General features: G+C 69.6%; 18 protein-coding genes. 10 read left to right on the forward strand and 8 right to left on the reverse strand.

Translation table 11 applies throughout. From position 1 onward, the window contains the following. Positions 1-33 precede the first annotated feature (33 nt). From IWX63_RS13005 to IWX63_RS13015, 3 genes are all read left to right on the forward strand, one after another. A complete protein-coding gene (locus IWX63_RS13005) occupies positions 34-2,862 on the forward strand; it encodes a DEAD/DEAH box helicase (RefSeq protein ID WP_199278586.1) in 2,829 nt (942 codons plus the stop codon). A 47-nt stretch (positions 2,863-2,909) separates the two neighbouring features. Next, a complete protein-coding gene (locus tag IWX63_RS13010) occupies positions 2,910-4,550 on the forward strand; it encodes an amidohydrolase (protein WP_199278587.1) in 1,641 nt (546 codons plus the stop codon). Between the two features lie 416 nt (positions 4,551-4,966). Next, a complete protein-coding gene (locus IWX63_RS13015) occupies positions 4,967-5,692 on the forward strand; it encodes a polyprenol monophosphomannose synthase (protein ID WP_199278588.1) in 726 nt (241 codons plus the stop codon). A 69-nt stretch (positions 5,693-5,761) separates the two neighbouring features. On the opposite strand, the gene IWX63_RS13020 is transcribed toward IWX63_RS13015, so the two are convergent. From IWX63_RS13020 to IWX63_RS13035, 4 genes are all read right to left on the reverse strand, one after another. Further along, positions 5,762-6,109: an RNA polymerase-binding protein RbpA gene (locus IWX63_RS13020; RefSeq protein WP_104179673.1), complete on the reverse strand. Its 348-nt coding sequence runs from the start codon at positions 6,107-6,109 to the stop codon at positions 5,762-5,764. Between the two features lie 264 nt (positions 6,110-6,373). Continuing rightward, positions 6,374-7,306 (reverse strand): SPFH domain-containing protein, encoded by a 933-nt coding sequence (locus IWX63_RS13025; RefSeq protein WP_199278589.1) that lies wholly within the window; start codon positions 7,304-7,306, stop codon positions 6,374-6,376. Between the two features lie 73 nt (positions 7,307-7,379). Then, the gene (locus IWX63_RS13030) at positions 7,380-7,856 is read right to left on the reverse strand and encodes an NfeD family protein (protein WP_199278590.1); all 477 of its coding nucleotides are present in this window, start codon (positions 7,854-7,856) and stop codon (positions 7,380-7,382) included. Positions 7,857-7,957: 101 nt separating this feature from the next. Further along, complete coding sequence (locus IWX63_RS13035; protein ID WP_199278591.1) at positions 7,958-8,848, reverse strand: putative RNA methyltransferase; 891 nt, start codon at positions 8,846-8,848, stop codon at positions 7,958-7,960. A 69-nt stretch (positions 8,849-8,917) separates the two neighbouring features. Here IWX63_RS13035 and IWX63_RS13040 point away from each other — a divergent pair, with 69 nt between their 5' ends. Next, on the forward strand, positions 8,918-10,969 hold the full coding sequence (locus IWX63_RS13040; RefSeq protein WP_199278592.1) for a S9 family peptidase: 2,052 nt from the start codon (positions 8,918-8,920) through the stop codon (positions 10,967-10,969). Between the two features lie 18 nt (positions 10,970-10,987). Here IWX63_RS13040 and IWX63_RS13045 read toward each other — a convergent pair whose 3' ends face one another. After that, positions 10,988-11,644, reverse strand: coding sequence for a peptide deformylase (locus tag IWX63_RS13045; protein ID WP_199278593.1), 657 nt, complete (start codon positions 11,642-11,644; stop codon positions 10,988-10,990). 165 nt (positions 11,645-11,809) lie between these two features. Between IWX63_RS13045 and IWX63_RS13050 the strand changes: the two genes are divergently transcribed. Then, a complete protein-coding gene (locus IWX63_RS13050) occupies positions 11,810-14,197 on the forward strand; it encodes an ATP-binding cassette domain-containing protein (RefSeq protein ID WP_199278594.1) in 2,388 nt (795 codons plus the stop codon). Between the two features lie 156 nt (positions 14,198-14,353). Here the strand turns inward: IWX63_RS13050 and IWX63_RS13055 are convergent, their stop codons facing one another. The 3 genes from IWX63_RS13055 to IWX63_RS13065 form a co-directional block, all read right to left on the reverse strand. After that, entirely contained in the window at positions 14,354-14,818 is a 465-nt protein-coding gene (locus IWX63_RS13055) for a Clp protease N-terminal domain-containing protein (protein WP_199278595.1), read from the reverse strand. Between the two features lie 11 nt (positions 14,819-14,829). Beyond that, positions 14,830-15,048 carry a hypothetical protein gene (locus IWX63_RS13060; protein ID WP_199278596.1) on the reverse strand — a complete coding sequence of 73 codons (219 nt, stop codon included), beginning with the start codon at positions 15,046-15,048 and terminating at the stop codon, positions 14,830-14,832. 76 nt (positions 15,049-15,124) lie between these two features. Beyond that, positions 15,125-15,340 (reverse strand): AsnC family protein, encoded by a 216-nt coding sequence (locus IWX63_RS13065; RefSeq protein WP_199278597.1) that lies wholly within the window; start codon positions 15,338-15,340, stop codon positions 15,125-15,127. Between the two features lie 247 nt (positions 15,341-15,587). On the opposite strand from IWX63_RS13065, the gene IWX63_RS13070 reads away from it, so the two are divergent. From IWX63_RS13070 to IWX63_RS13090, 5 genes are all read left to right on the forward strand, one after another. Beyond that, positions 15,588-16,097: a universal stress protein gene (locus IWX63_RS13070; RefSeq protein WP_199278598.1), complete on the forward strand. Its 510-nt coding sequence runs from the start codon at positions 15,588-15,590 to the stop codon at positions 16,095-16,097. 90 nt (positions 16,098-16,187) lie between these two features. After that, a complete protein-coding gene (locus IWX63_RS13075) occupies positions 16,188-17,324 on the forward strand; it encodes a lycopene cyclase family protein (RefSeq protein WP_199278599.1) in 1,137 nt (378 codons plus the stop codon). 206 nt (positions 17,325-17,530) lie between these two features. Further along, the gene (locus IWX63_RS13080) at positions 17,531-17,749 is read left to right on the forward strand and encodes a hypothetical protein (protein WP_199278600.1); all 219 of its coding nucleotides are present in this window, start codon (positions 17,531-17,533) and stop codon (positions 17,747-17,749) included. Positions 17,750-17,824: 75 nt separating this feature from the next. After that, complete coding sequence (locus IWX63_RS13085; protein WP_334685860.1) at positions 17,825-19,372, forward strand: DUF4389 domain-containing protein; 1,548 nt, start codon at positions 17,825-17,827, stop codon at positions 19,370-19,372. Continuing rightward, positions 19,369-20,268: a hypothetical protein gene (locus tag IWX63_RS13090; RefSeq protein ID WP_199278601.1), complete on the forward strand. Its 900-nt coding sequence runs from the start codon at positions 19,369-19,371 to the stop codon at positions 20,266-20,268. Before IWX63_RS13085 ends, IWX63_RS13090 begins: the two co-directional genes overlap by 4 nt.

Genomic DNA, 20,268 nt, shown 5'->3' on the forward strand with positions numbered 1-20,268 from the left:
GCCGGGCCCCTGTGAAGCGTCTAGGGTGGAACGATGAACACCCCCGCGGAGAGATACGCAGCTGCAAGGGCCCGCACGGACCACTCCCGGACGCAGCTGTTCCATTTCGAGCAGACCCTCGATTTCGACCTCGATCCGTTCCAGCGGGAAGCCTGCACCGCACTCGAGGCGGACAGGGGAGTGCTCGTCGCTGCACCCACCGGGGCCGGCAAGACGGTGGTCGGCGAGTTCGCCGTCTTCATGGCGCTCCAGCACGGCCTCAAGGCGTTCTACACCACGCCCATCAAGGCACTCAGCAACCAGAAGTACTCGGAGCTGGCCGCCGTGCACGGCAGTGACCGCGTAGGACTGCTGACGGGGGACACGAGCATCAACGGCGACGCCGACGTGATCGTGATGACCACCGAAGTACTGCGCAACATGCTCTATGCCAATTCCGACGCCCTCGACAACCTCGGCTACGTGGTGATGGACGAGGTGCACTACCTGGCCGACCGGTTCCGGGGCGCCGTGTGGGAGGAAGTGATCATCCACCTGCCCACCGAGGTGAAGCTGGTGTCCCTGAGCGCCACCGTGTCCAACGCGGAGGAGTTCGGCGCGTGGCTGGACACCGTGCGGGGAGACACCGACGTCGTCGTGTCGGAACACCGGCCCGTGCCCCTCTGGCAGCACGTCATGGTCGGCCAGGACCTGATGGACCTGTTCGCCGGCGACATCGCCTTCGACGAGGCGGCGCCAGCCGGGGCGGACGCCGGCGCCGGCGCCCGCGACCAGTACGACGTGAATCCCGAGCTGCTCGAGCTGGCCAGCAGCGAGATCCGGATGAACCAGCGCGCCGGCTGGGGTGGCGGAGGACGGCGCGGCAAGCAGCGCAACGGTCGCGGCGGGCCGCCCCCGACGACGATGATCCGCCGCGCCACGAGGCCCCAGGTGATCGCAGCCCTGGATCGCTCGGACCTCCTCCCCGCCATCACGTTCATCTTCTCGAGGGCCGGCTGCGAGGTGGCCGTCACCCAATGCCTGCACGCCGGGCTGTGGCTCACCACGGAGGACGAGCGCGACGAGATCAGCGAGACCGTCGACGCCGCCACGATGGACATCCCCCGGGAGGACCTCGAGATCCTCGGATTCTGGACCTGGCGTGAAGGCCTCATCCGCGGTTTCACAGCCCACCACGCGGGGATGCTGCCGACCTTCAAGGAGATCGTCGAGAAGCTGTTCGCCGCGGGCCTGGTCAAGGCTGTGTTCGCCACCGAGACCCTGGCCCTGGGCGTGAACATGCCCGCCCGCACCGTCGTGCTGGAGAAGCTCGACAAGTTCAACGGTGAAGCCCACGTGAACGTGACGGCGGGGGAGTACACGCAGCTCACGGGCAGGGCGGGCCGCCGCGGAATCGACGTCGAGGGCCACGCCGTCGTCCTCTGGCAGCCCGGCACCGACCCGGGGGCGGTGGCCGGCCTCGCCTCCCGGCGCACCTACCCGCTGAACTCCAGCTTCCGCCCCACCTACAACATGAGCATCAACCTCATGGCCCAGTTCGGGCAGGGACGGTCCCGCGAGATCCTCGAGACCTCCTTCGCGCAGTTCCAGGCGGACCGCTCCGTGGTGGGGCTCGCGAAGCAGGTGCGCAGTCGCGAGGAATCCCTCAAGGGCTACGAGAAGTCCATGACCTGCCACCTCGGGGATTTCCGCGAGTACGCGAACCTGCGGCGCGAACTGTCCGACCTGGAATCCCGGGCATCCCGGGACAGGTCCCGGACCCTGCGATCCGCAGCCGAGTCCTCGCTCGAATCGCTGCGGCCCGGGGACGTGATCGACGTGCCCGGCGGACGGAGCCAGGGGTTCGCCGTGGTGCTGGACGGCGACACATCGCGGGAGCCCCGGCCCACGGTCCTCACGCTCGAGACGCAGATCCGCCGCGTCGGGGTGCAGGACCTCGACGGGCCCGTCGAGGTCCTCTCCCGCATCCGCATCCCGAAGCACTTCAGTGCGCGCAGCCCGAAGGACCGGCGCGACCTCACCTCGTCCCTCCGGAACGCGCTGCAGGAGAACCGGCCGCCCCGCCAGGGCGCCGATCGGGTGTCCGCCGGGTACTCGGCGTCGGCGGCCGCGGAGGAACGCGCGATCACGGACCTCCGGCGCCGCCTCCGCGCCCACCCCTGCCACGGGTGCAGCGAACGCGAACAGCACGCACGCTGGGCCGAACGGTGGGGGAAACTGCGCCGGGAGACCGACAGGCTCGCCGGCCAGATCCGGGGCCGCACGAACACGATCGCCAAGACCTTCGACCGCGTCTCGGACGTCCTCGGACACTACGGCTACCTCGAGTACAGCGACGCCGGTGTCGCCGTCAGTGCCTCCGGCCAGAAGCTCCGGCGGATCTACGGGGAGAAGGACCTCCTGATCGCCCTCAGCATCGAGGACGGGGCGTTCGGCGACCTCGACGCGACCGAGCTCGCCGCGGTCATCACCGTGCTCGTGTACCAGGCCAAGCGTGAGGAGCGCGGACTGCGCCCGGTCATGCCGAGCGTGGCGCTGGAAGGTTCGGTCGAGACGATCATCCGCCGGTGGTCGCGGCTCAACGACGTCGAGGAGCAGCACCGGCTCCCCGTCACCGGGGAGCCGGAGCTCTCGCTCGTGTGGCCGATGTTCAAGTGGGCGCAGGGCCGGTCCCTCCAGGCCGCCCTGAGCGGGACCGAACTCGCGGCCGGTGACTTCGTGCGCTGGTCGAAGCAGGTCATCGACCTCCTCGACCAGCTCGCGAAGGTGCCGGACCTTCCCGGGAACCTGCAGCAGACCTGCAAGCGCGCGATCGCCCTGGTTCGTCGGGGCGTGGTGGCATACTCGAACATCAGCGAGTAGTCCCCGCCGTCGGACACCCCCTCCACAGAAAGCCTCCCTGCACCGCCATGCCACCTCCTGAGCGCCCCACGCCCGTCCTGTACCGCAACGGGTCCGTCTACAGCCCCGCCGACCCCTTCGCCACCGCCATGCTCGTGGACGGCGGGACGGTGGCGTGGGTCGGCACCGAGCACGCCGCCGCCAACCTCACCGGCCCGGACGTCCGGACCGTGGACCTCGACGGCGCGCTCATCGCCCCGGGGTTCGTCGACGCCCACACGCACACCACCGAGACGGGCATCGCCCTCGGCTCGATCGACCTCACGGGGTGCCGTTCGCTGCAGGAACTGCTCGACGCGGTGGCCGCGGCGGCGTCCTCGGGCGCCTCCACGATCCTCGGATTCGGTTGGGACGAGTCCCGGTGGCCGGAGAACCGGGTGCCGACCGCCGGGGAGCTCGACCGCGCCGGTAACGGCGCCCTCGTCTACCTCGTGCGCGCCGACATCCACTCGGCCGCCGTCTCGGGCACGCTCGCGGCCGGCCTCGGCCTCGCGGGCACGGACGGCTGGGACGACGGATTCGTGGTCCGGGATGCCCACGAGGCGGCCCGGCGTGCCACCCGGAGCCTGTCGGCGGACCAGCGGCGCACCTACCAGCAGGCGGCGCTGCTCCACGCCGCGTCCCGCGGCTACGTCGCGCTGACGGAGATGGCCGCCCCGCACATCGCGCCCGTCGAGGACCTCGAGACACTGCTCTCGATCGACGGCCCGACACGGGAACTGCCGTTGCCCGAGGTCATCCCCTACTGGGCGCAGCTGACGTCCTCGCCCCAGGACGTCCGCGAGCTCATGCAGGACTTCGGCGGCCGGCTCGCGGGCCTCGCAGGAGACCTCAACGTCGACGGGTCGATCGGATCCCGCACCGCCGCGCTGCGAGAGCCGTACACCGACGCGCCAGGAAGCCGGGGCACGCTCTACCTGGGCGAGGACGCCGTCGCCGGCCACCTGCTCGCCGCGACGGCCGAGACCGTCCAGGCCGGCTTCCACGTCATCGGGGACGCCGGGCTCGACGTCGTCCTGCGGGGTCTCGAGCGGACCGCGCGGGAGCTGGGCGTGGAGGAGGTCCGCCGCGCCCGCCACCGTCTGGAGCACGTGGAGCTCGCCGACGACGCCGCGATCGCCGCGCTGGTCCACTACGGCGTGGCCGTCAGCGGCCAGCCCGCGTTCGATGCTCTCTGGGGCGCCGAGGACGGCCTGTACGCCCAGCGCCTGGGGGAACGACGCCAGGGCATGAACCCCTTCGCGTCGCTCCTGTCCGCGGGTGTGCTCGTGGCACTGGGCTCCGACAGTCCCGTCACCCCGCTCGACCCGTGGGCCTCGGTGCGGGCCTGCCTCCGTCACAGCAACGCCTTGGAGAACATCTCGGCGCGGGCCGCGTTCATCGCCCATACACGCGCGAGCTGGCGGCTTGCCGGCCGCAGCCCCATGATGGGACAGCTCGCGCCGGGGACGCCCGCTTCCTTCGCGATCTGGAAGGTCGACGAACTGATGGTGCAGACCCCGGACAACCGGGTGCAGTCCTGGAGCACCGATCCTCGCGCGGGCACGCCGCTGCTGCCGGCCCTCGATACCGAGAACGCACCGGAGTGCCTGGAAACCGTGCACGACGGGCACCGCCTCTACGCCGCGGACGGCTTCGCGGACGCCTGACCCGGAGCCCGGCACCCCACATCCATCGGAGGAAGAAACAGCCCCCTGACCTGCACCGGAACACGTTTCCGCAGGTCAGGGGCTTGTTGACACGTCCTCCACAGCACGTAAGCTCGTGAGAACGGGTTAGAGGAACTCCTGCGGGAGGGAACCTGGCTCGTCTCCGCACAAGCGCAGCGCATCGGCCTTCTTTCTGGCGCGCGTTGCCCATCTCATCGGAGCCGGCATTCAAGGGCAGGTCCACACGCCAGTAGAAAACGGTGGCCGCATTCGTGCGGGCACCGGTACGAAGGTGTGGGGACCTGCCCGAATGCCCTGCCCGGAGGCCCAGCGGCCGTCGCCTATACTTGCAGACTGGCTCCGCGTCCGGAGCATCCCCTGCGCGATGCGCACCCCGATGGAAAGGCCCCACCTGCGTGCGAGTCGTCACGATCATCCCCACCTACAACGAGATCGAGTCGCTGCCGGGAACCCTGGCCCGCCTGCGTGCCGCCGTCCCGGCCTCGGACGTCCTCATCGTGGATGACAACAGCCCGGACGGTACCGGAGGCCTCGCAGACCGCGCGGCCGCAGCGGACGGCCAGGTGCACGTGCTGCACCGGAGGGGTAAGGAGGGCCTGGGCGCGGCCTACATCGCCGGGTTCCGCTGGGCCCTGGAACGGGACTATGACGTCCTCGTCGAGATGGACGCCGACGGCTCCCACAAGCCCGAGCAGCTGCAGGGCCTCCTCGACGCGGTGCACCGCGCCGACCTCGTGATCGGCAGCCGCTGGGTCCGCGGAGGCAGCGTCGTCAACTGGCCCCTGCACCGGAAGCTCCTGTCGCGCGGCGGGAGCACCTACTCCCGGCTCATGCTGGGCCTGCGGGTCCGTGACATCACCGCCGGGTTCCGCGTCTTCCGCCGCTCCACGCTGGAGGCGCTCGACCTCTCGGCAGTGGACTCCGTGGGCTACGGATTCCAGGTCGACATGACCTTCCGGGTCGCCCGCCTGGGCCTGACCATCGTCGAGGTGCCGATCACCTTCGTGGAGCGGGAACTCGGTGACTCGAAGATGAGCGGGAACATCGTTTTCGAGGCGATCGCCAACGTGACCCGATGGGGGCTCGGGGCACGCTGGGCCACGCTCCGCGGCCGGGCCTGAGACCGGGGACGACAGCACAAGAAAGGCACCCGCCGCAGCGGGTGCCTTTCTTGTGCGAGCTGGTCCGGTCTACGCGGACCGGCGCTCACCGCGACGCTCGCGGAGGATCGTCAGGCGATCCTGCAGGATCTGCTCGAGTTCCTCGACCGAACGCCGCTCGAGGAGCATGTCCCAGTGCGTACGCACGGGCTTGTCGTTCGAGGTGTCGGGCTTCTCGCCGTTGACGAGGAGGGCTTCCTTGCCGGTCTTCGACACCCAGGTCGCCGGGATGTCGGCCTCGGAGGAGAACGTCACGAAGACCCGCTCGCCATCCTCGCACCGGTACTCCACACGCTGCCGGGGAGCAGGCTCGACGCCGGACTCCGTTTCCATCGACTGCGCACCGAGGCGCATGCCACGCAGGCTGCGATCGCTCATGTTGTTCTCCTAGTCACCCTTGCCCCCGTCACCGGGGACCATTGCCGCTGCTGTTTCACCGGAAGTATCGACCGGCCCGTGCCGCCGACACAGTCCGGGACCACCGCCGCCGGACGGCGGCGCGGAAGCTGTCTGTATCAACACCGCATGCCCCGGGGTTGTTCCTCCCGGGCGCACGGGTAAACACCTAACTATACAGGCAGGGACCCACCGCCACTGGGGATCCACCGTCCGGGCTCCCGGACCGTGTCCCCGCGGGCCCGCTCAATCGCGGGTGATGAGCTCCGGTCCGTCGGACGGTGAGTCGGGCGTCGTGGTTCCGAGGACGTTGCCGATGCCCTTCAGCGCCTCGCCGACCTCGCTCGGGATGATCCAGAGCTTGTTCGCGGAGCCGTCGGCAAGCTTGGGGAGGGTCTGCAGGTATTGGTAGGCGAGGAGCTTCTGCGTCGGATTGCCCTTGTGGATGGCGTCGAACACCTTGTGGATGGCCTGCGCCTCGCCGTCCGCCCGCAGGATCGCCGCCTTCGCGTCACCCTCGGCCGCGAGGATCGCGGCCTGGCGCTGACCTTCCGCAGTGAGGATCTGCGACTGCTTGGTGCCCTCGGCGGTGAGGATGGCTGCGCGGCGGTCGCGCTCGGCGCGCATCTGCTTCTCCATGGAGTCCTGGATGGAGTGGGGCGGGTCGATCGCCTTCAGCTCCACGCGTCCCACCCGGATGCCCCACCGTCCCGTCGCCTCGTCGAGGACCCCGCGGAGCTGGCCGTTGATCTGGTCGCGCGAGGTCAGGGCCTCCTCGAGATTCAGCCCGCCGACCACGTTCCGGAGGGTGGTCGTGGTCAGTTGCTCGACGGCCTGGATGTAGTTGGCGATCTCATAGGTGGCTGCGCGCGGGTCGGTGACCTGGAAGTAGACCACCGTATCGATGGAGACCACCAGGTTGTCCTCGGTGATCACGGGCTGGGGCGGGAAGGAGACGACCTGCTCGCGGAGGTCGAGCAGCGGCAGCAGCCGGTCGACGAACGGGATCAGGACGGTCAGTCCGGGATTCAGCGTCCGCTGGTACTTGCCGAGGCGCTCGACGACGCCCGCGCGCGCCTGCGGGATGATCCGCACGGCCTTCACGAGGATGACCAGGACGAAGATGATGAGGACGATCAGGACGAGGGTGACCCCGATCGTTCCGGCGGAGGCGTTCATGTATCCCCTTTGTTGTGGTGGTGCGCTCCGCCCGGCCGTAGGACCGGAGAGCGTGACAGCTGGCGGCGCGCATTCACAGGTCGGCGACGGGAGGGGCGGGGCGCTCGAGCGCGGGCTCGACGACGGCCGTGGCCCCGTCGATCCTCGCAACCGCCAGACGGGTCCCGGCCGGGAGGGAAGCGCCGTCGGCCGACCGTGCCGTCCACGTGTCACCGCCGATCTTCACGGTGCCGGAGTGCGCGGTCACGGGCTCGAGGGCGATGGCCGCCGCGCCCACGAGGCGGTCGATGTTGTTGAGCTGGTCGGCCGGCCCCCTCTTGAGGTGGCGGACCGCCACGGGCCGGACGAGCAGGATCATGAGCAGGGACACGACTGCGAAGACGACGATCTGGAGGACCGGCCCGGCGCCCGCGAAGTCGGCCACGAGGGCGGCCAGCGCCCCGACGGCGAGCATGATGAACAGCAGGTCGAGGGTGAGGGTCTCCACGACGGCCAGTCCCAGGAACAGGACCAGCCACAGGATCCAGCCGTTGGCGATCATCCAGTCCATCGAGCAACCCCTCCCTTGGCGCGCCTGACACAGGCGCTGGTCCCATCATGGCAAACAGCCCCGACATAACCTAGGGATCGGTGGATCCGATGCCGGAGTTGTTACCCACCCGTGCCGTCGCCGGGTACCGCAGTGCATCCGGCGCGTCGACCGGCGTGCCCGGGCCGTGCAAGGACCTGCACGGTGAAGCGTGCAGCGACCTCCAGCGGGGCGGCCTGCCCAGGGGGCGTCGTCGTGCCTCCCGGTCCCTGGTGACGTGCCGCGGGGCCCATCACGAGCGCCGAGCGGGCGAGGTCCCGTGGCAGGGACATGGTGTAGTCGAGGTCCTCGCGCCCGGTCTCCACGAGGGCGCCGGCGAAGGCAGCCAGCACGTCGTCGGCCTTCTGGGCCGGCACGGACAGGAGCGGACCCACCTCCTCGAGTCCTGCGAGGTGGCCCGGCCGCGGCGTCACGACCACGAGGCGGCCGCCGGGTGCGAGCACCCGCACGAACTCCCCGGGGTTGCGCGGCGCGAACACGTTCAGGAGCACGCCCACGGACGCGTCCGCCAGGGGGAGCGGTCGCCAGACGTCCCACACGATGCTGACACCGCCGGGGAGGCGGCGTGCCGCACGGCGGAGTGCGATCTTCGAGAGGTCGAGCGCCACGGGGAAGAGGCCGGGCACCGCCGCGGCGAGGGCTTCCAGGTAGTACCCCGTACCCGCCCCGGCGTCGAGCGCCACCGCCGGCGCCTCCGCGTCCCGCAGGGCGGCCGCGACCACCGACCGGCGCAGCGGCTCGTAGTGGCCCGAGTCCAGGAACGCCTCCCGGGCCTCGACCATCCCGGAGGTGTCGCCCTCGAACGGGGAGCCCCTGCCCGTCAGCAGGTTGACGTAGCCCTGGCACGCCGCGTCGAAGCGGTGCCCGCGTTCGCAGGCGAGGGTGCGGCCGACGTCCTGCAGGGCGAGCGCGCAGACCGGACAGGTGAGGAGGTGCTGGGGGAGTGCGGGCATCGTTCCATCCTAGGCAGCATCCTCAGGCCACCCGTTGACTCAGGCCACTATTTCGGGTCTGATCAGGAGGTGAAACCTGACCAGATAGAACTCCTGACCACCACCGGCGCTCCGACACTCCACCCGGACGGTACGCGCCTCGTCGTCGCAGCGACCCGCCCGGACCTCCGCGCCGACTCCTACGTCGGCCAGCTGTGGGAGATCACGCTCGACGGCGGTTCCCCCCGTCGCCGGCGCCTCACGCGCGGCTTCCGTGACACCGCACCGCGCTACTCGCCCGACGGCGGACTCCTCCTGTTCCTCCGCGCGGCGCCGGGCGGCAAGCCCCAGCTGTTCGCCGTCCGCGCCTCCGGCGGAGAGCCCGTCCAGGTGACCGACCAGCCCCTCGGCGTGAGCGGGTTCGACATCTCCCCGGACTCGCAGAGGGTGGTCTTCGCCGCGCGCGTGCCCGAGCACGGGCGCTACGGGACGCTCGACGGCGTCGGTGCCGGTCTGGAGGACCCGCGGCTGGTCACGCAGTACAAGTACCGGATGAACGGCCTCGGCTACGTCACGGACAAGCGTTCGCAGCTGTTCACCGTCGCTGTGCCGGACCTGGACGCCGAACCCTTCGTCGCGGCGGTCGGCCGCCTGAAGCAGCCGCACGCCGACGGACCGGGCGCCCTCGAGGACGAGGGCGCCGTCCCCAGGGCTACCCGGCTGACCACGGCCGACGCCGACCATGCGGAGCCCGCATTCTCCGCGGACGGCGACCGCATCTTCTTCACCGCCGCGCTCCGGCCGGACGCGGACTCGACGCTCGTGACCGACGTCCACTCGATCGCCCTCGACGGCGGCGATCCACGGCAGCTCACCAACCAGGGCGGGGACACGCGCCTCGGCTGCGGAGCGCCGCGCCCGAGCGCCGACGGAGCCTCGCTGTTCTTCCTCGCCTCGGACCTCTCGCCGTCGGGCCTGGACTTCGTCGCCCGCAACACGGCCCTGTACGTCCTGCCGCTCGAGGACCCCCAGGGCGTCCGGCGCCTGACCGATCCGGAGACCATCGACTTCGGCGACGTCCAGGAGATCACGCCCGACGGCCCGGACTCCGTGCTGGTGTTCAACCGCTCCCGCGGGATGGGTGAGCTCCTGCGCGTCTCCACCGACGGGGTGTCCGAGACCCTCGTCACCGGGCCCACCGTCGTCACCGGCGCCGCATCGACCGGCAGCACCGTCGTCGTGTCCTACACGGACCCCTCGACGTCCGGCGACGTCGCCGTCGTCGAGGGTGGCTCCCTGCGGACCCTGTCCGACTTCTCCGCGGCCCTGCGTGCCGACACGCGCGTCGGCGAGCTGCAGGAACGCACCTACTCCGCGCCCGACGGCACGCCCGTCCACGGGTGGGTCGTCCTTCCCGAGGGCGAGGGGCCGCACCCGGTGCTCCTGGTCATCCACGGCGGCCCGTTCGCCCAGTACGGCTGGGGGTACTTCGACGAGGCCCAGGTGTATGCGGCAGCGGGCTACGCGGTCCTGCTGTGCAACCCGCGCGGCGCGTCCGGTTACGGACAGGCCCACGCACGGGTGATCAAGGAGGCCATGGGCACCGTGGACCTCGACGACGTCCTCGCCTACGTCGACGGCGCGCTCGCCGACTTCGACGGCCTGGACAGGGAGCGGCTCGGCGTCATGGGCGGTTCGTACGGCGGCTACCTGACCGCATGGACCATCGCGAACGACCACCGCTTCCAGGCGGCCATCGTGGAGCGGGGCTACCTCGATCCGCCGTCGTTCGTAGGGTCGTCCGACATCGGCTGGTTCTTCTCGGAGGCGTACACCGGCACCGATCCGGAGCACGTCGCGGGCCAGAACCCGTTCGCGAAGATCGCCGACGTGCGGACGCCCGCCTTCGTCATCCACTCCGAGGAGGACCTGCGCTGCCCGATCGAGCAGGCCCAGCGGTACTACACGGCCCTGAAGAAGCAGGGCGTGGAGACGGAGATGCTCGTGTTCCCCGGGGAGACGCATGAACTGTCCCGGTCGGGGTCGCCGTGGCACCGCAGGCAGCGTTTCGACCACATCCTCCGCTGGTGGGCCAGGTACCTGCCCACGACGGCGAACCCCTCGGTCACCGCGGCCGGATAGGAGCGCTGCGCGGCGGGGTCAGAAGCCGAGGCCCCGCCGCGCCTCGTCGATCGTCGGCTGGGTCCATCGACCGTGCTCCCCGTCGGCGGTGAGTGAACGCAGGATCGCCCGGTCGAGGTAGAGCCTCCCGTTGAGATGGTCGGTCTCGTGCTGGACGATCCGCGCCGGCCAGCCCTCGAACCCCGCGGTGACGATCCCACCGTCGGGATGCGTGTAGGTCGCCTCGATGCTGTGGGGACGCTCGACGACGGCCTGGTAGCCGGGGACCGAGAGGCACCCTTCGTAGAACGCGTCGAGCCTGTCACCAGCGGCTGCGTAACGCGGATTGATGAGAGCGGTGAAGGGCAGGGGATCGCGGGACCGCGCCGCGGCGACCAGCGGATCGGCGGATCCCTGGTCCTCGAGGACCGCGATCCGCAGGGGGATGCCGATCTGCGGTGCGGCGAGGCCGACCCCCGGTGCGGCGTGCATGACGCGTCGCATGGTGTCGATCAGCTGGGCCAGGGTGTCGTCGTCGAGCTGCCCGTCGTAGTCCTGCGCGGGCCGGCGCAGGACCGGGTGGCCTGCGGCGACGATCGGCGGGAGGTCCGCGGCGAGCACGGATTCGACGTGGGCTGCGATCGTCTCCCGCGGCAGGGAGGTGGCAGCATGGGTACGTGGCGCGTCAGCGGTCATCCCTCCAGCAAAGCACAGACGCGGACAGGGACGGGCACCCGGCCCATTGCCCGGTCCACCGGGAGGACCGACAATCGGAGGTGCCGCCCGGAGCCCGTCCGGGCGTCGTGACGTCCCGCACGGGTACCGGGCTGCACGGGTGGCCCTACGGATACTGGAGGCACCATGAGCACGATCACCACCGACGTCGAGCATGCGGCAGCGCACGTGGCGGACAGCCACGACCTCATCCGGGTCCGGGGTGCGCGGGAGAACAACCTGAAGGACGTCACCATCGAGATCCCGAAGCGGCGGCTGTCCGTCTTCACGGGCGTGTCCGGCTCGGGCAAGAGCTCCCTGGTCTTCGGGACCATCGCGGCCGAGTCGCAGCGGATGATCAACGAGACGTACAGCGCGTTCGTCCAGGGCTTCATGCCGACGCTCGCCAGGCCCGACGTCGACGTGCTCGAGGGCCTGACCACCGCGATCATCGTCGACCAGGAGCGCATGGGCGCGAATCCCCGGTCCACCGTGGGAACCGCCACCGACGTCAACGCCATGCTGCGCATCGTGTTCTCCAGGCTGGGACAGCCCCGGATCGGCTCACCGCAGGCCTTCTCCTTCAACGTCGCCTCCATCAGCGGGGCCGGCGCCGTCACGATCGAACGCGGCGGCACCACCGTGAAGGAGCGCCGCAGCTTCACCGTGACCGGGGGGATGTGCCAGCGCTGCGAGGGCATGGGGGCCGTGACGGACGTGGACCTCACCCAGCTCTACGACGACGCCAAGTCTCTGGCCGGGGGAGCGCTAACCATCCCCGGGTACAGCATGGAGGGCTGGTACGGGAGGATCTACGGCGGCTGCGGGTTCTTCGACGCGGACAAGCCCATCCGTGAGTTCACCGAGCGTGAGTTGAAGGACCTCCTCTACAGGGAGCCGACCAAGATCAAGGTCGACGGCATCAACATCACCTACGAGGGCCTGGTCCCGAAGATCCAGAAGTCGATGCTGTCCAAGGACCGCGAGTCGATGCAGCCGCACATCCGCGCATTCGTGGACCGCGCCATCACCTTCACCCCCTGCCCCGCGTGCCACGGCACCCGGCTGAGCGAGGCCGCCCGATCCTCGACGATCAACGGCATCAGCATCGCCGATGCATGTGCGCTGCAGATCAGCGACCTCGCCGCCTGGGTGCGGGCGCTCGACGAACCGTCGGTCGCGCCGCTGCTGTCGGCGCTGGGGGAGACCCTGGACTCCTTCGTCGAGATAGGGCTCGGCTACCTCAGCCTCGACCGTCCGTCGGGCACGCTCTCCGGAGGCGAATCCCAGCGGACCAAGATGATCCGCCACCTCGGGTCCTCGCTCACCGATGTCACGTACGTCTTCGACGAGCCGACGATCGGCCTGCACCCGCACGACATCCAGCGCATGAACGACCTGCTGCTGCGCCTGCGGGACAAGGGCAACACGGTGCTGGTGGTCGAGCACAAGCCCGAGATGATCGCGATCGCCGATCACGTCGTCGACCTCGGTCCGGGTGCGGGCACCGCCGGCGGGAGCGTCTGCTTCGAGGGCTCCCTGGAGGGCCTGCGCCGCAGCGGCACCCTCACCGGCAGGCACCTCGACGACCGCGCCGCCCTGAAGGCCTCGGTGAGGCCGCGGCACGGTGCGCTGGAGATCAGGGGGGCGACGGCACACAACGTGCGTGAGGTCGACGTCGACATCCCGCTGGGCGTCCTGTGCGTCGTCACGGGCGTGGCGGGATCCGGCAAGAGCTCGCTCATCCACGGCTCGGTCTCCGGGCGGGAGGGCGTGGTCGCCGTGGACCAGGCGGCCATCAAAGGCTCCCGGCGCAGCAACCCGGCCACCTACACCGGCATGCTCGAGCCCATCCGCAAGGCGTTCGCCAAAGCCAACGGCGTGAAACCGGCTCTGTTCAGTGCCAACTCCGCGGGCGCGTGTCCCACCTGCAACGGTGCGGGCGTCATCTTCACCGACCTGGCCATGATGGCGGGTGTCGCGACGACCTGCGAGGTCTGCGACGGCAAACGGTTCATGGCCGAGGTGCTCGACTACACACTGGGCGGCAAGGACATCAGCGAGGTCCTGGCGATGCCCGTGTCCGACGCCGCGGCGTTCTTCGGGGCCGGCGGGTCGAAGGTGCCCGCCGCTGCGGCGATCCTCGACCGGCTGTCCGACGTCGGGCTGGGGTACCTGAGCCTGGGGCAACCCCTGACGACCCTGTCGGGCGGCGAGCGCCAGCGGCTGAAGCTCGCGACCCACATGGGGGAGAAGGGCGGCATCCTGGTCCTGGACGAGCCCACCGCGGGACTCCATCTTGCCGACGTCGAGAACCTGCTGGGCCTGCTCGACCGCCTGGTCGACGCCGGCAAGTCGGTGATCGTCATCGAGCATCACCAGGCCGTCATGGCCCACGCGGACTGGATCATCGACATGGGACCCGGAGCCGGCCACGACGGCGGTACGATCATCTTCGAAGGCACGCCGGCCGAGCTCGTGGCCGCCCGCTCGACACTGACCGGGCAGCACCTGGCCGAGTACGTCAAGGCCTAGTGCCGCGCTCACCGACCGCGTCGACCAGTACCGGCAGGGCCACCTCCTCGGGGTAGCGGGCGGCGGACGTCATGGCATGCAGGCCGCCGAACGAACGACCCGCCGCCACGTAGGGTCCGGGCTCGTCCCGGGGCGCACGCGGCGCCCGCCCACGTCCTACCGCCCGAGGGCCTCCAGATCGGCGCGCCTGATGCCGAGGCGGTCGACGGCCCGTGCGGTGGTCCCGTGGTCGAGCCGTGCGGCCGCCGCGACGATGTCGACGGCGCGCAGGGCCACTCGCCGTTTCCGGGCGCTTCTGCGGGCGTCCTGGAACACCGCCTGCGCGGTCGCAGTACTGTGCAGGACGCCGCGCGGATGGTCGTGGATGGGAGTGCTGGTCCCCTCGAGGCCGAGGGAGCCCAGGGCGTCGGCATGCACGGCGATGACGGCGTCGCGGAGACGCGGTGCGTCGAGCGGGAGGGAGGCGAGGTCGGAGCGGTCGAGGTCATCGCGGTCCAGTGCCGCGATGACCAGGTGTTCAGCACCCATCACCGGGTCTCCCAGTTCGTGCGCGATGCGTTCCGCGGCGGTGAAGAGCGACGTCATGAAGGAGACGTCGGAGACTGCGGTCCTGATGCCCATGATCATCCTGTTCAGTCGTCGGCGGGTCGGCGATGGCCGGGGGAGAGTCTCTTGTGCGCCGCCTGTGCGCTGAGGTCCAGTGCGCCACCGATCTGGGCCCATGTCCACCCCTGGGCCAGGGCCTCGTCGACCGCGGAGCGCTCGAGGGACGCCGCGAGCCGTCGAAGGGCGACGACGGCGGCGAGTGCGTCCGCTGGTCTCTCGGGAGGAGGCGTCGGGGTGAGGTCCACACCATCAACATAAGTTGATCGTGTCAGGCTGTCAACATTTGTTGATGGCATCAGCGTAGGGGCTGATCCGTCCCGGCTACCGCCGGCCGTACTTCTTGTGGACGGCCTGCTTGGACACCCCGAGGCTCTGCGCTATGGCTTCCCATGACAGTCCGGCCTGGCGGGCACTGCGGACGAGGCCTGCTTCACGGCGTGCCACCTCCCGCTGGAGCTCGGCGAGGATCCGTAATGCCTCGGCCGGTCCCTTGCCGTCCATCGATCCGACGAGTGACGTCATCCTGTCCACCTCCATCCGTAAATAATAGTTGACACATGGAGGTGGGAACAATGGTGCTGCCACCCCCTTCCGGCAGGACACGGTAAAGCGCCGATAATCTACATTATGTCAAGTAACTCTTCGAGAACCCCTCTCCGACCAGCAGAACCGGTCTGCCCCGCTTCCCCCATGGGACGAAAGACCCTATCGTGCGTTCCCCCCCGGTAGGCACGCTTCAGGCAGCAGGACTGGCCTGATCGCAGCGAGCCCCGAGGAGAAACCCATGAGCACAGCAGCCGCCTCCCGAATCGTCGTCGGCGTCGATGGTTCGCAGCAGTCCGTCGAGGCGTTGAGGTACGCCGCGCGCCTGGCACCTGCCCTCGATGCGACCATCCTGGCGGTCGCGGCGTGGGATTATCCGGCCGAGTACCCCGGATACGTTCCACTGGGCACCAGTGAATTCGCCGACGCCGCGAAGATCCATCTCAAGAATGCGGTCAGCAAGGCTTACGGCGAGAAGGTCCCGCGCGGTCTGGAGACCACCGTGGTGTTCGCCCACCCCGGGAAGGCCCTCGTCCAGGCCTCCCGCGACGCCGCACTGCTGATCGTGGGCCGGCGAGGTCACGGATCCTTCCGTGGACTCCTCCTGGGCTCGGTGAGCGCCAGTTGTGTCTCCCATGCCCACTGTCCCGTCCTCGTCGTCCACGAGGGTGCCGAAGGCACTGCGGCAGAGGACGACGCGGCTCACGGCAAGGTGGCAGAGGACAAGGTGGCTGAAGACGCGGACGCCTGAGGCTCCGGTCACGGCTCCCCCGGGCATCGACGGTGCGTCCGGGCCCGGGCGAGCAGCGGGTCCGCCGGGTGATCACGGACGCGGATCACCGTGAGTCCCGAACCAGCGGACTTCGACATCATCCTCGCCGGCGGGGGTCTCGCCGGTCGGAGTCTCGCCTACTTCCTCGGCAAACAACCGGGCCTCGACGACGCACGGATCCTCCTCGTCGACGACAGCCGTCGGTACCACCACCGCTCCATCGTCTACTGGTACGACGGCGTGCTGCCCCTGCCGCTCACCCCGGCAGCGAGCTATACGACGCTCGCCGTCGATACCACTGCCGGCCTGCGCACCCTGTCGCTCGACCGCCATACGCTGTCACTGACCTCCTCGCAGAGGATCTTCCACTGCCTGGATCAGGTGATCGATGCCGATCCACGCATCACGCGACTCGACGCCCACACCGCTCGGATCCGCGCTCACGGCGATCGGGTCTCGGTCGTGCTCACCGACGGCCGATCGTTCACCGCCGCGCACTGTTTCGACAGCACCGCCCCGCCGTCCGGGGCGACTCCTCCCCTGCTCATGACCGGTGAGATCCGGCGGGTCCGGACCGCCCAGGAATCGTTCGACCCGTCAGTAGCAACCTTCATGGACTTCGGGCCAGGCGCCGGGGAGCATCCTGTCCGCTTCCACTGCCTCCTGCCTGTGTCGACCCGAGAGGCCTTCGTGGAGACCACGAGGATCACACGCGGTGATGCACCGGCCATGGGCTGGCCCTTCGAAGCGGCGGCCGCGGATTATCTGCGCAGGACGTGCGGAGTGAGCGATTTCTCCACGATCACCGTCCAACGGGGTGCGATCCCGCTCGGCCTCCATCGCCCATCGTCACGGGGCCGGCACCTGTACGTCGGCACGGCCTCCGGGATCATCAAGGCCACGACCGGGTACGGCTTCACCCGGATACTGCACCAGGCCGAGCGTGTCGCCTCATCGCTCGCCGCGACCGGCTCGCCGCGCAGCCCCAGGTCGTCGCGGCGCTTCCACTTCTACGACAAGCCCGTCCTCCGGATGTGGCTCCACGACCCCGACTCGGCCGTCCGGTTCATGCGGGCCGCTTTCGCCTCACTGGACGCGGATCTGATCCTGGACTTCCTCGACGAACGGACCACCCCGTTGCAGGAGCGGGAGCTTCTCGGATCCATGCCGGTCCGGATGCTCCTGCGCCCTCGCCTCTGGCTCTGACGCCCGGGCGCGGGCGGTCTCCCGCAGGCCCGCGCAGCGTCCGCGACTGCGGCAATGGTGACGAAAGTCCCTAGAGGACTTCCTCATCCGGCAGGACACTGAGACGCAACCCTTTCGGGAGTGGCCGTCGTGCGACGCCGGCGAGAAGCCCATGGACAGCATCAGCCGGTCGGCGACCACTTCACGAGCAATCGAAGGACAGATTCATGAGCTCGACAGAGCACCCGATCGCCCCACGCAACGCGGCTCCTCCCCCCATCCACCTCGACCCCTCCACGGAAGAAGAGAATTTCAGGCCCATCGGTCTCATGCCCACCGGATCCGACCTCAAACGGCTGATGGAGCGTCGGCGGGAAGCGGAGCGGAAACTCGCCCTGCATATCCAGAAGTACCGGGAAACGCACCCTCTCCCGTCGAAGGAGTGACCCAGAAGCTCGCGCCCGTGCCGGAGTGAGGGTTACCCCTTCCCGATCCAGGCACCACCACGGAGGACGCCCGCCATGAGTTCGAGTTCATTGACGACCACTCCCCCGCCCGCTCGGACGCCCATGCGGGCAGGCCCCCTCGTGATGGTCCTCCTGGGTGCCCTGCTGGTGTCGATTGCAGGGGGTCTCGCATTCGGCGGTGCGGTCATCAGCGCCCTGGCCGCCTTTCAACGGGAGGGGCAGTTCCTGAGCACCTCCACGGAGCGCTTCGAGTACGACTCCTATGCACTGACCACCCAGCTGGAGGACATCCACCTGGACGCGGGGGCGAGCGAGGTCCCTGCGGGCATCGCGACGGTCCAGCTCAGCGCCACCGGCGTACCGAGCACCGAGGCGGTCTTCGTCGGCGTGGCCAGGCAGGCCGACGTGGATGCATACCTGTCATCCGTGCAGCACACGGAACTGATCGATGTACGGACCGACCCCTTCCGCGCCGGGTACCGCGACATCCCGGGCTCCTCGGCTCCGGCTCCGCCCACCGAACAGACGTTCTGGACAGCATCAGCCTCCGGCACCGGCACCCAGGTGATCTCCGTGGACGTACGTTCCGGGAGCTGGGCGGTGGTGGTGATGAACGCCGACGGGAGTCAGGCCGGCGTCGTGAACCTGCAGGCGGGCTTCCGGTCGAGCCTCTTCGCACCCGTCGGCCTGACGCTGCTCCTGGTGGCAGGCCTCCTCGTGCTGGTCGGGGTCCCGCTCATGCTCCTCGGAGCGAACGCGCTCGGGAAAGGACTCGAGCCCTCCCTGGCTGCCACCCGGAACCGGCAGGGGACGCTGCCGACCGACTTCCACCGCACCGCATCGGGTGACCCGGTGCGTGATTTCCTGCCCCATCCGGCTCGGCTCACGGGCTACCTGCAACCCCGGCTCTCACGATGGCTGTGGCTGGTGAAGTGGTTCCTCGTCATCCCGCATCTGCTGGTGCTGGGGCTGCTGTGGGTCGCATGCCTCGTGAACACTGTAGCCGCCGGGCTTGTCATCCTGTTCACCGGCCGTTACCCGGCAGGCCTGTTCGCCTTCTCCGTGGGTGTCTTCCGCTGGACGTGGCGGGTGCAGTTCTATGCCGCTGCACTCGGAACAGACCTGTACCCGCCCTTCACCCTCGCCCGCGTTCCCGACTATCCGGCCCACTTCGAGGTCCCCTACCCGTCCGGGCTCCACCGCGGCCTCGTCCTCGTGAAGTGGTGGCTGCTGGCCCTTCCGCACCTGCTCGTGATCGCCGCCCTGACCGGCGCCTGGTCCACGACCGTCGTCGTCGTCCCCGGCGCCGGCGACGTGATCAGGACCTCCGCGCCGTCGCTCCTGAGCTTGCTGGCGCTCATCGCAGGGATCACCCTCCTGTTCACGGCACGCTACCCCGCACCGCTCTTCGGCCTGGTCATGGGCATCCACCGCTGGACGTATCGCGTAGCCGCCTACGTGTTCCTGCTCCGTGACGAGTATCCGCCGTTCCGCCTGGACCAGGGACCCGAAGAGGCGGAGGCCGGGGCACGGACGATGCGCTCCGACGAGCCGCGAGATCTCCCACCCATTGATCACGACGGAAAGGCCCATCGACCATGACGCCCACTCAGCCCCACGAGATCATGGATCTCTCCCTCCTGCAGCGTGGCGCGGAGGGCACCGCAGTCCTCGGACACAGCACTCCCGTGAGTGTGGAGATCCACGCGACCCGCCGGGTGCGGGTGACCTCGGTCCAATTCACCCTCGTGCACTCGCTGGAACTCACTCAGATGCGGGGGAACCAGTTCGGCGGGACGTACCATGCCGCCGAGCGCAGTTCGAAGGACATCGGCAGCACGCTGGTCAGCACCGGCATCACCCTCCGAGAAGGCGAGTCATGCTTCGAGGCGAGCCAGCTGATGGTGCCCGCCGACGCTGTCCCTACCCTTCACGGGAAGCTCGCGTTGTCCGGCTGGTCGGTGCGAGTCCGGGTGTCCTCCGACGGCAACGGGGATGTGGTCCGCACCCATCCGCTGATCGTCCAGTCGGACGGAACCACGGCAGACGTCGAACCCGGCATCCCGTCGACGGAGGGGCGTCATGCGGCATCGGATCTGCGCGTGTCGGAGCTGTCCACCCATTCCGTGCATCCCGGGGCGGAGCTGTCCGGCGTCGTGGCCGTCAGCGAGTCCAGGGCGCGCACCCTGAACATCAGCATCGTCATGCAGGAGGAAGTGATGTACTGGGCCGGGCAACGCCCCCAGGAGGGGCAGTACCCGGGGAACTTCCTCGTCGAGGAGACGGTGATCGACCAGGTCCGCCTTCCGGCCCACGCCGCCAGGGGATCGGCTGTCCCGTTCACCCTCACGGCCCGCGCTGTCCCCGCTCCGACGGTGACCTCACCTCTGGTGCGGGTCCGCTGGTTCCTGCGGGCAGCCCTCGAGGTGCCGTTCCGACGTGACCCAGAAGTGATCGTGCCCCTGGCTGCGAGCACCAGGGTCCGTTCTCGGGCCTGA

Source organism: Arthrobacter sp. CAN_A2 (assembly GCF_015752045.1).
Lineage (GTDB): Bacteria > Actinomycetota > Actinomycetes > Actinomycetales > Micrococcaceae > Arthrobacter_D.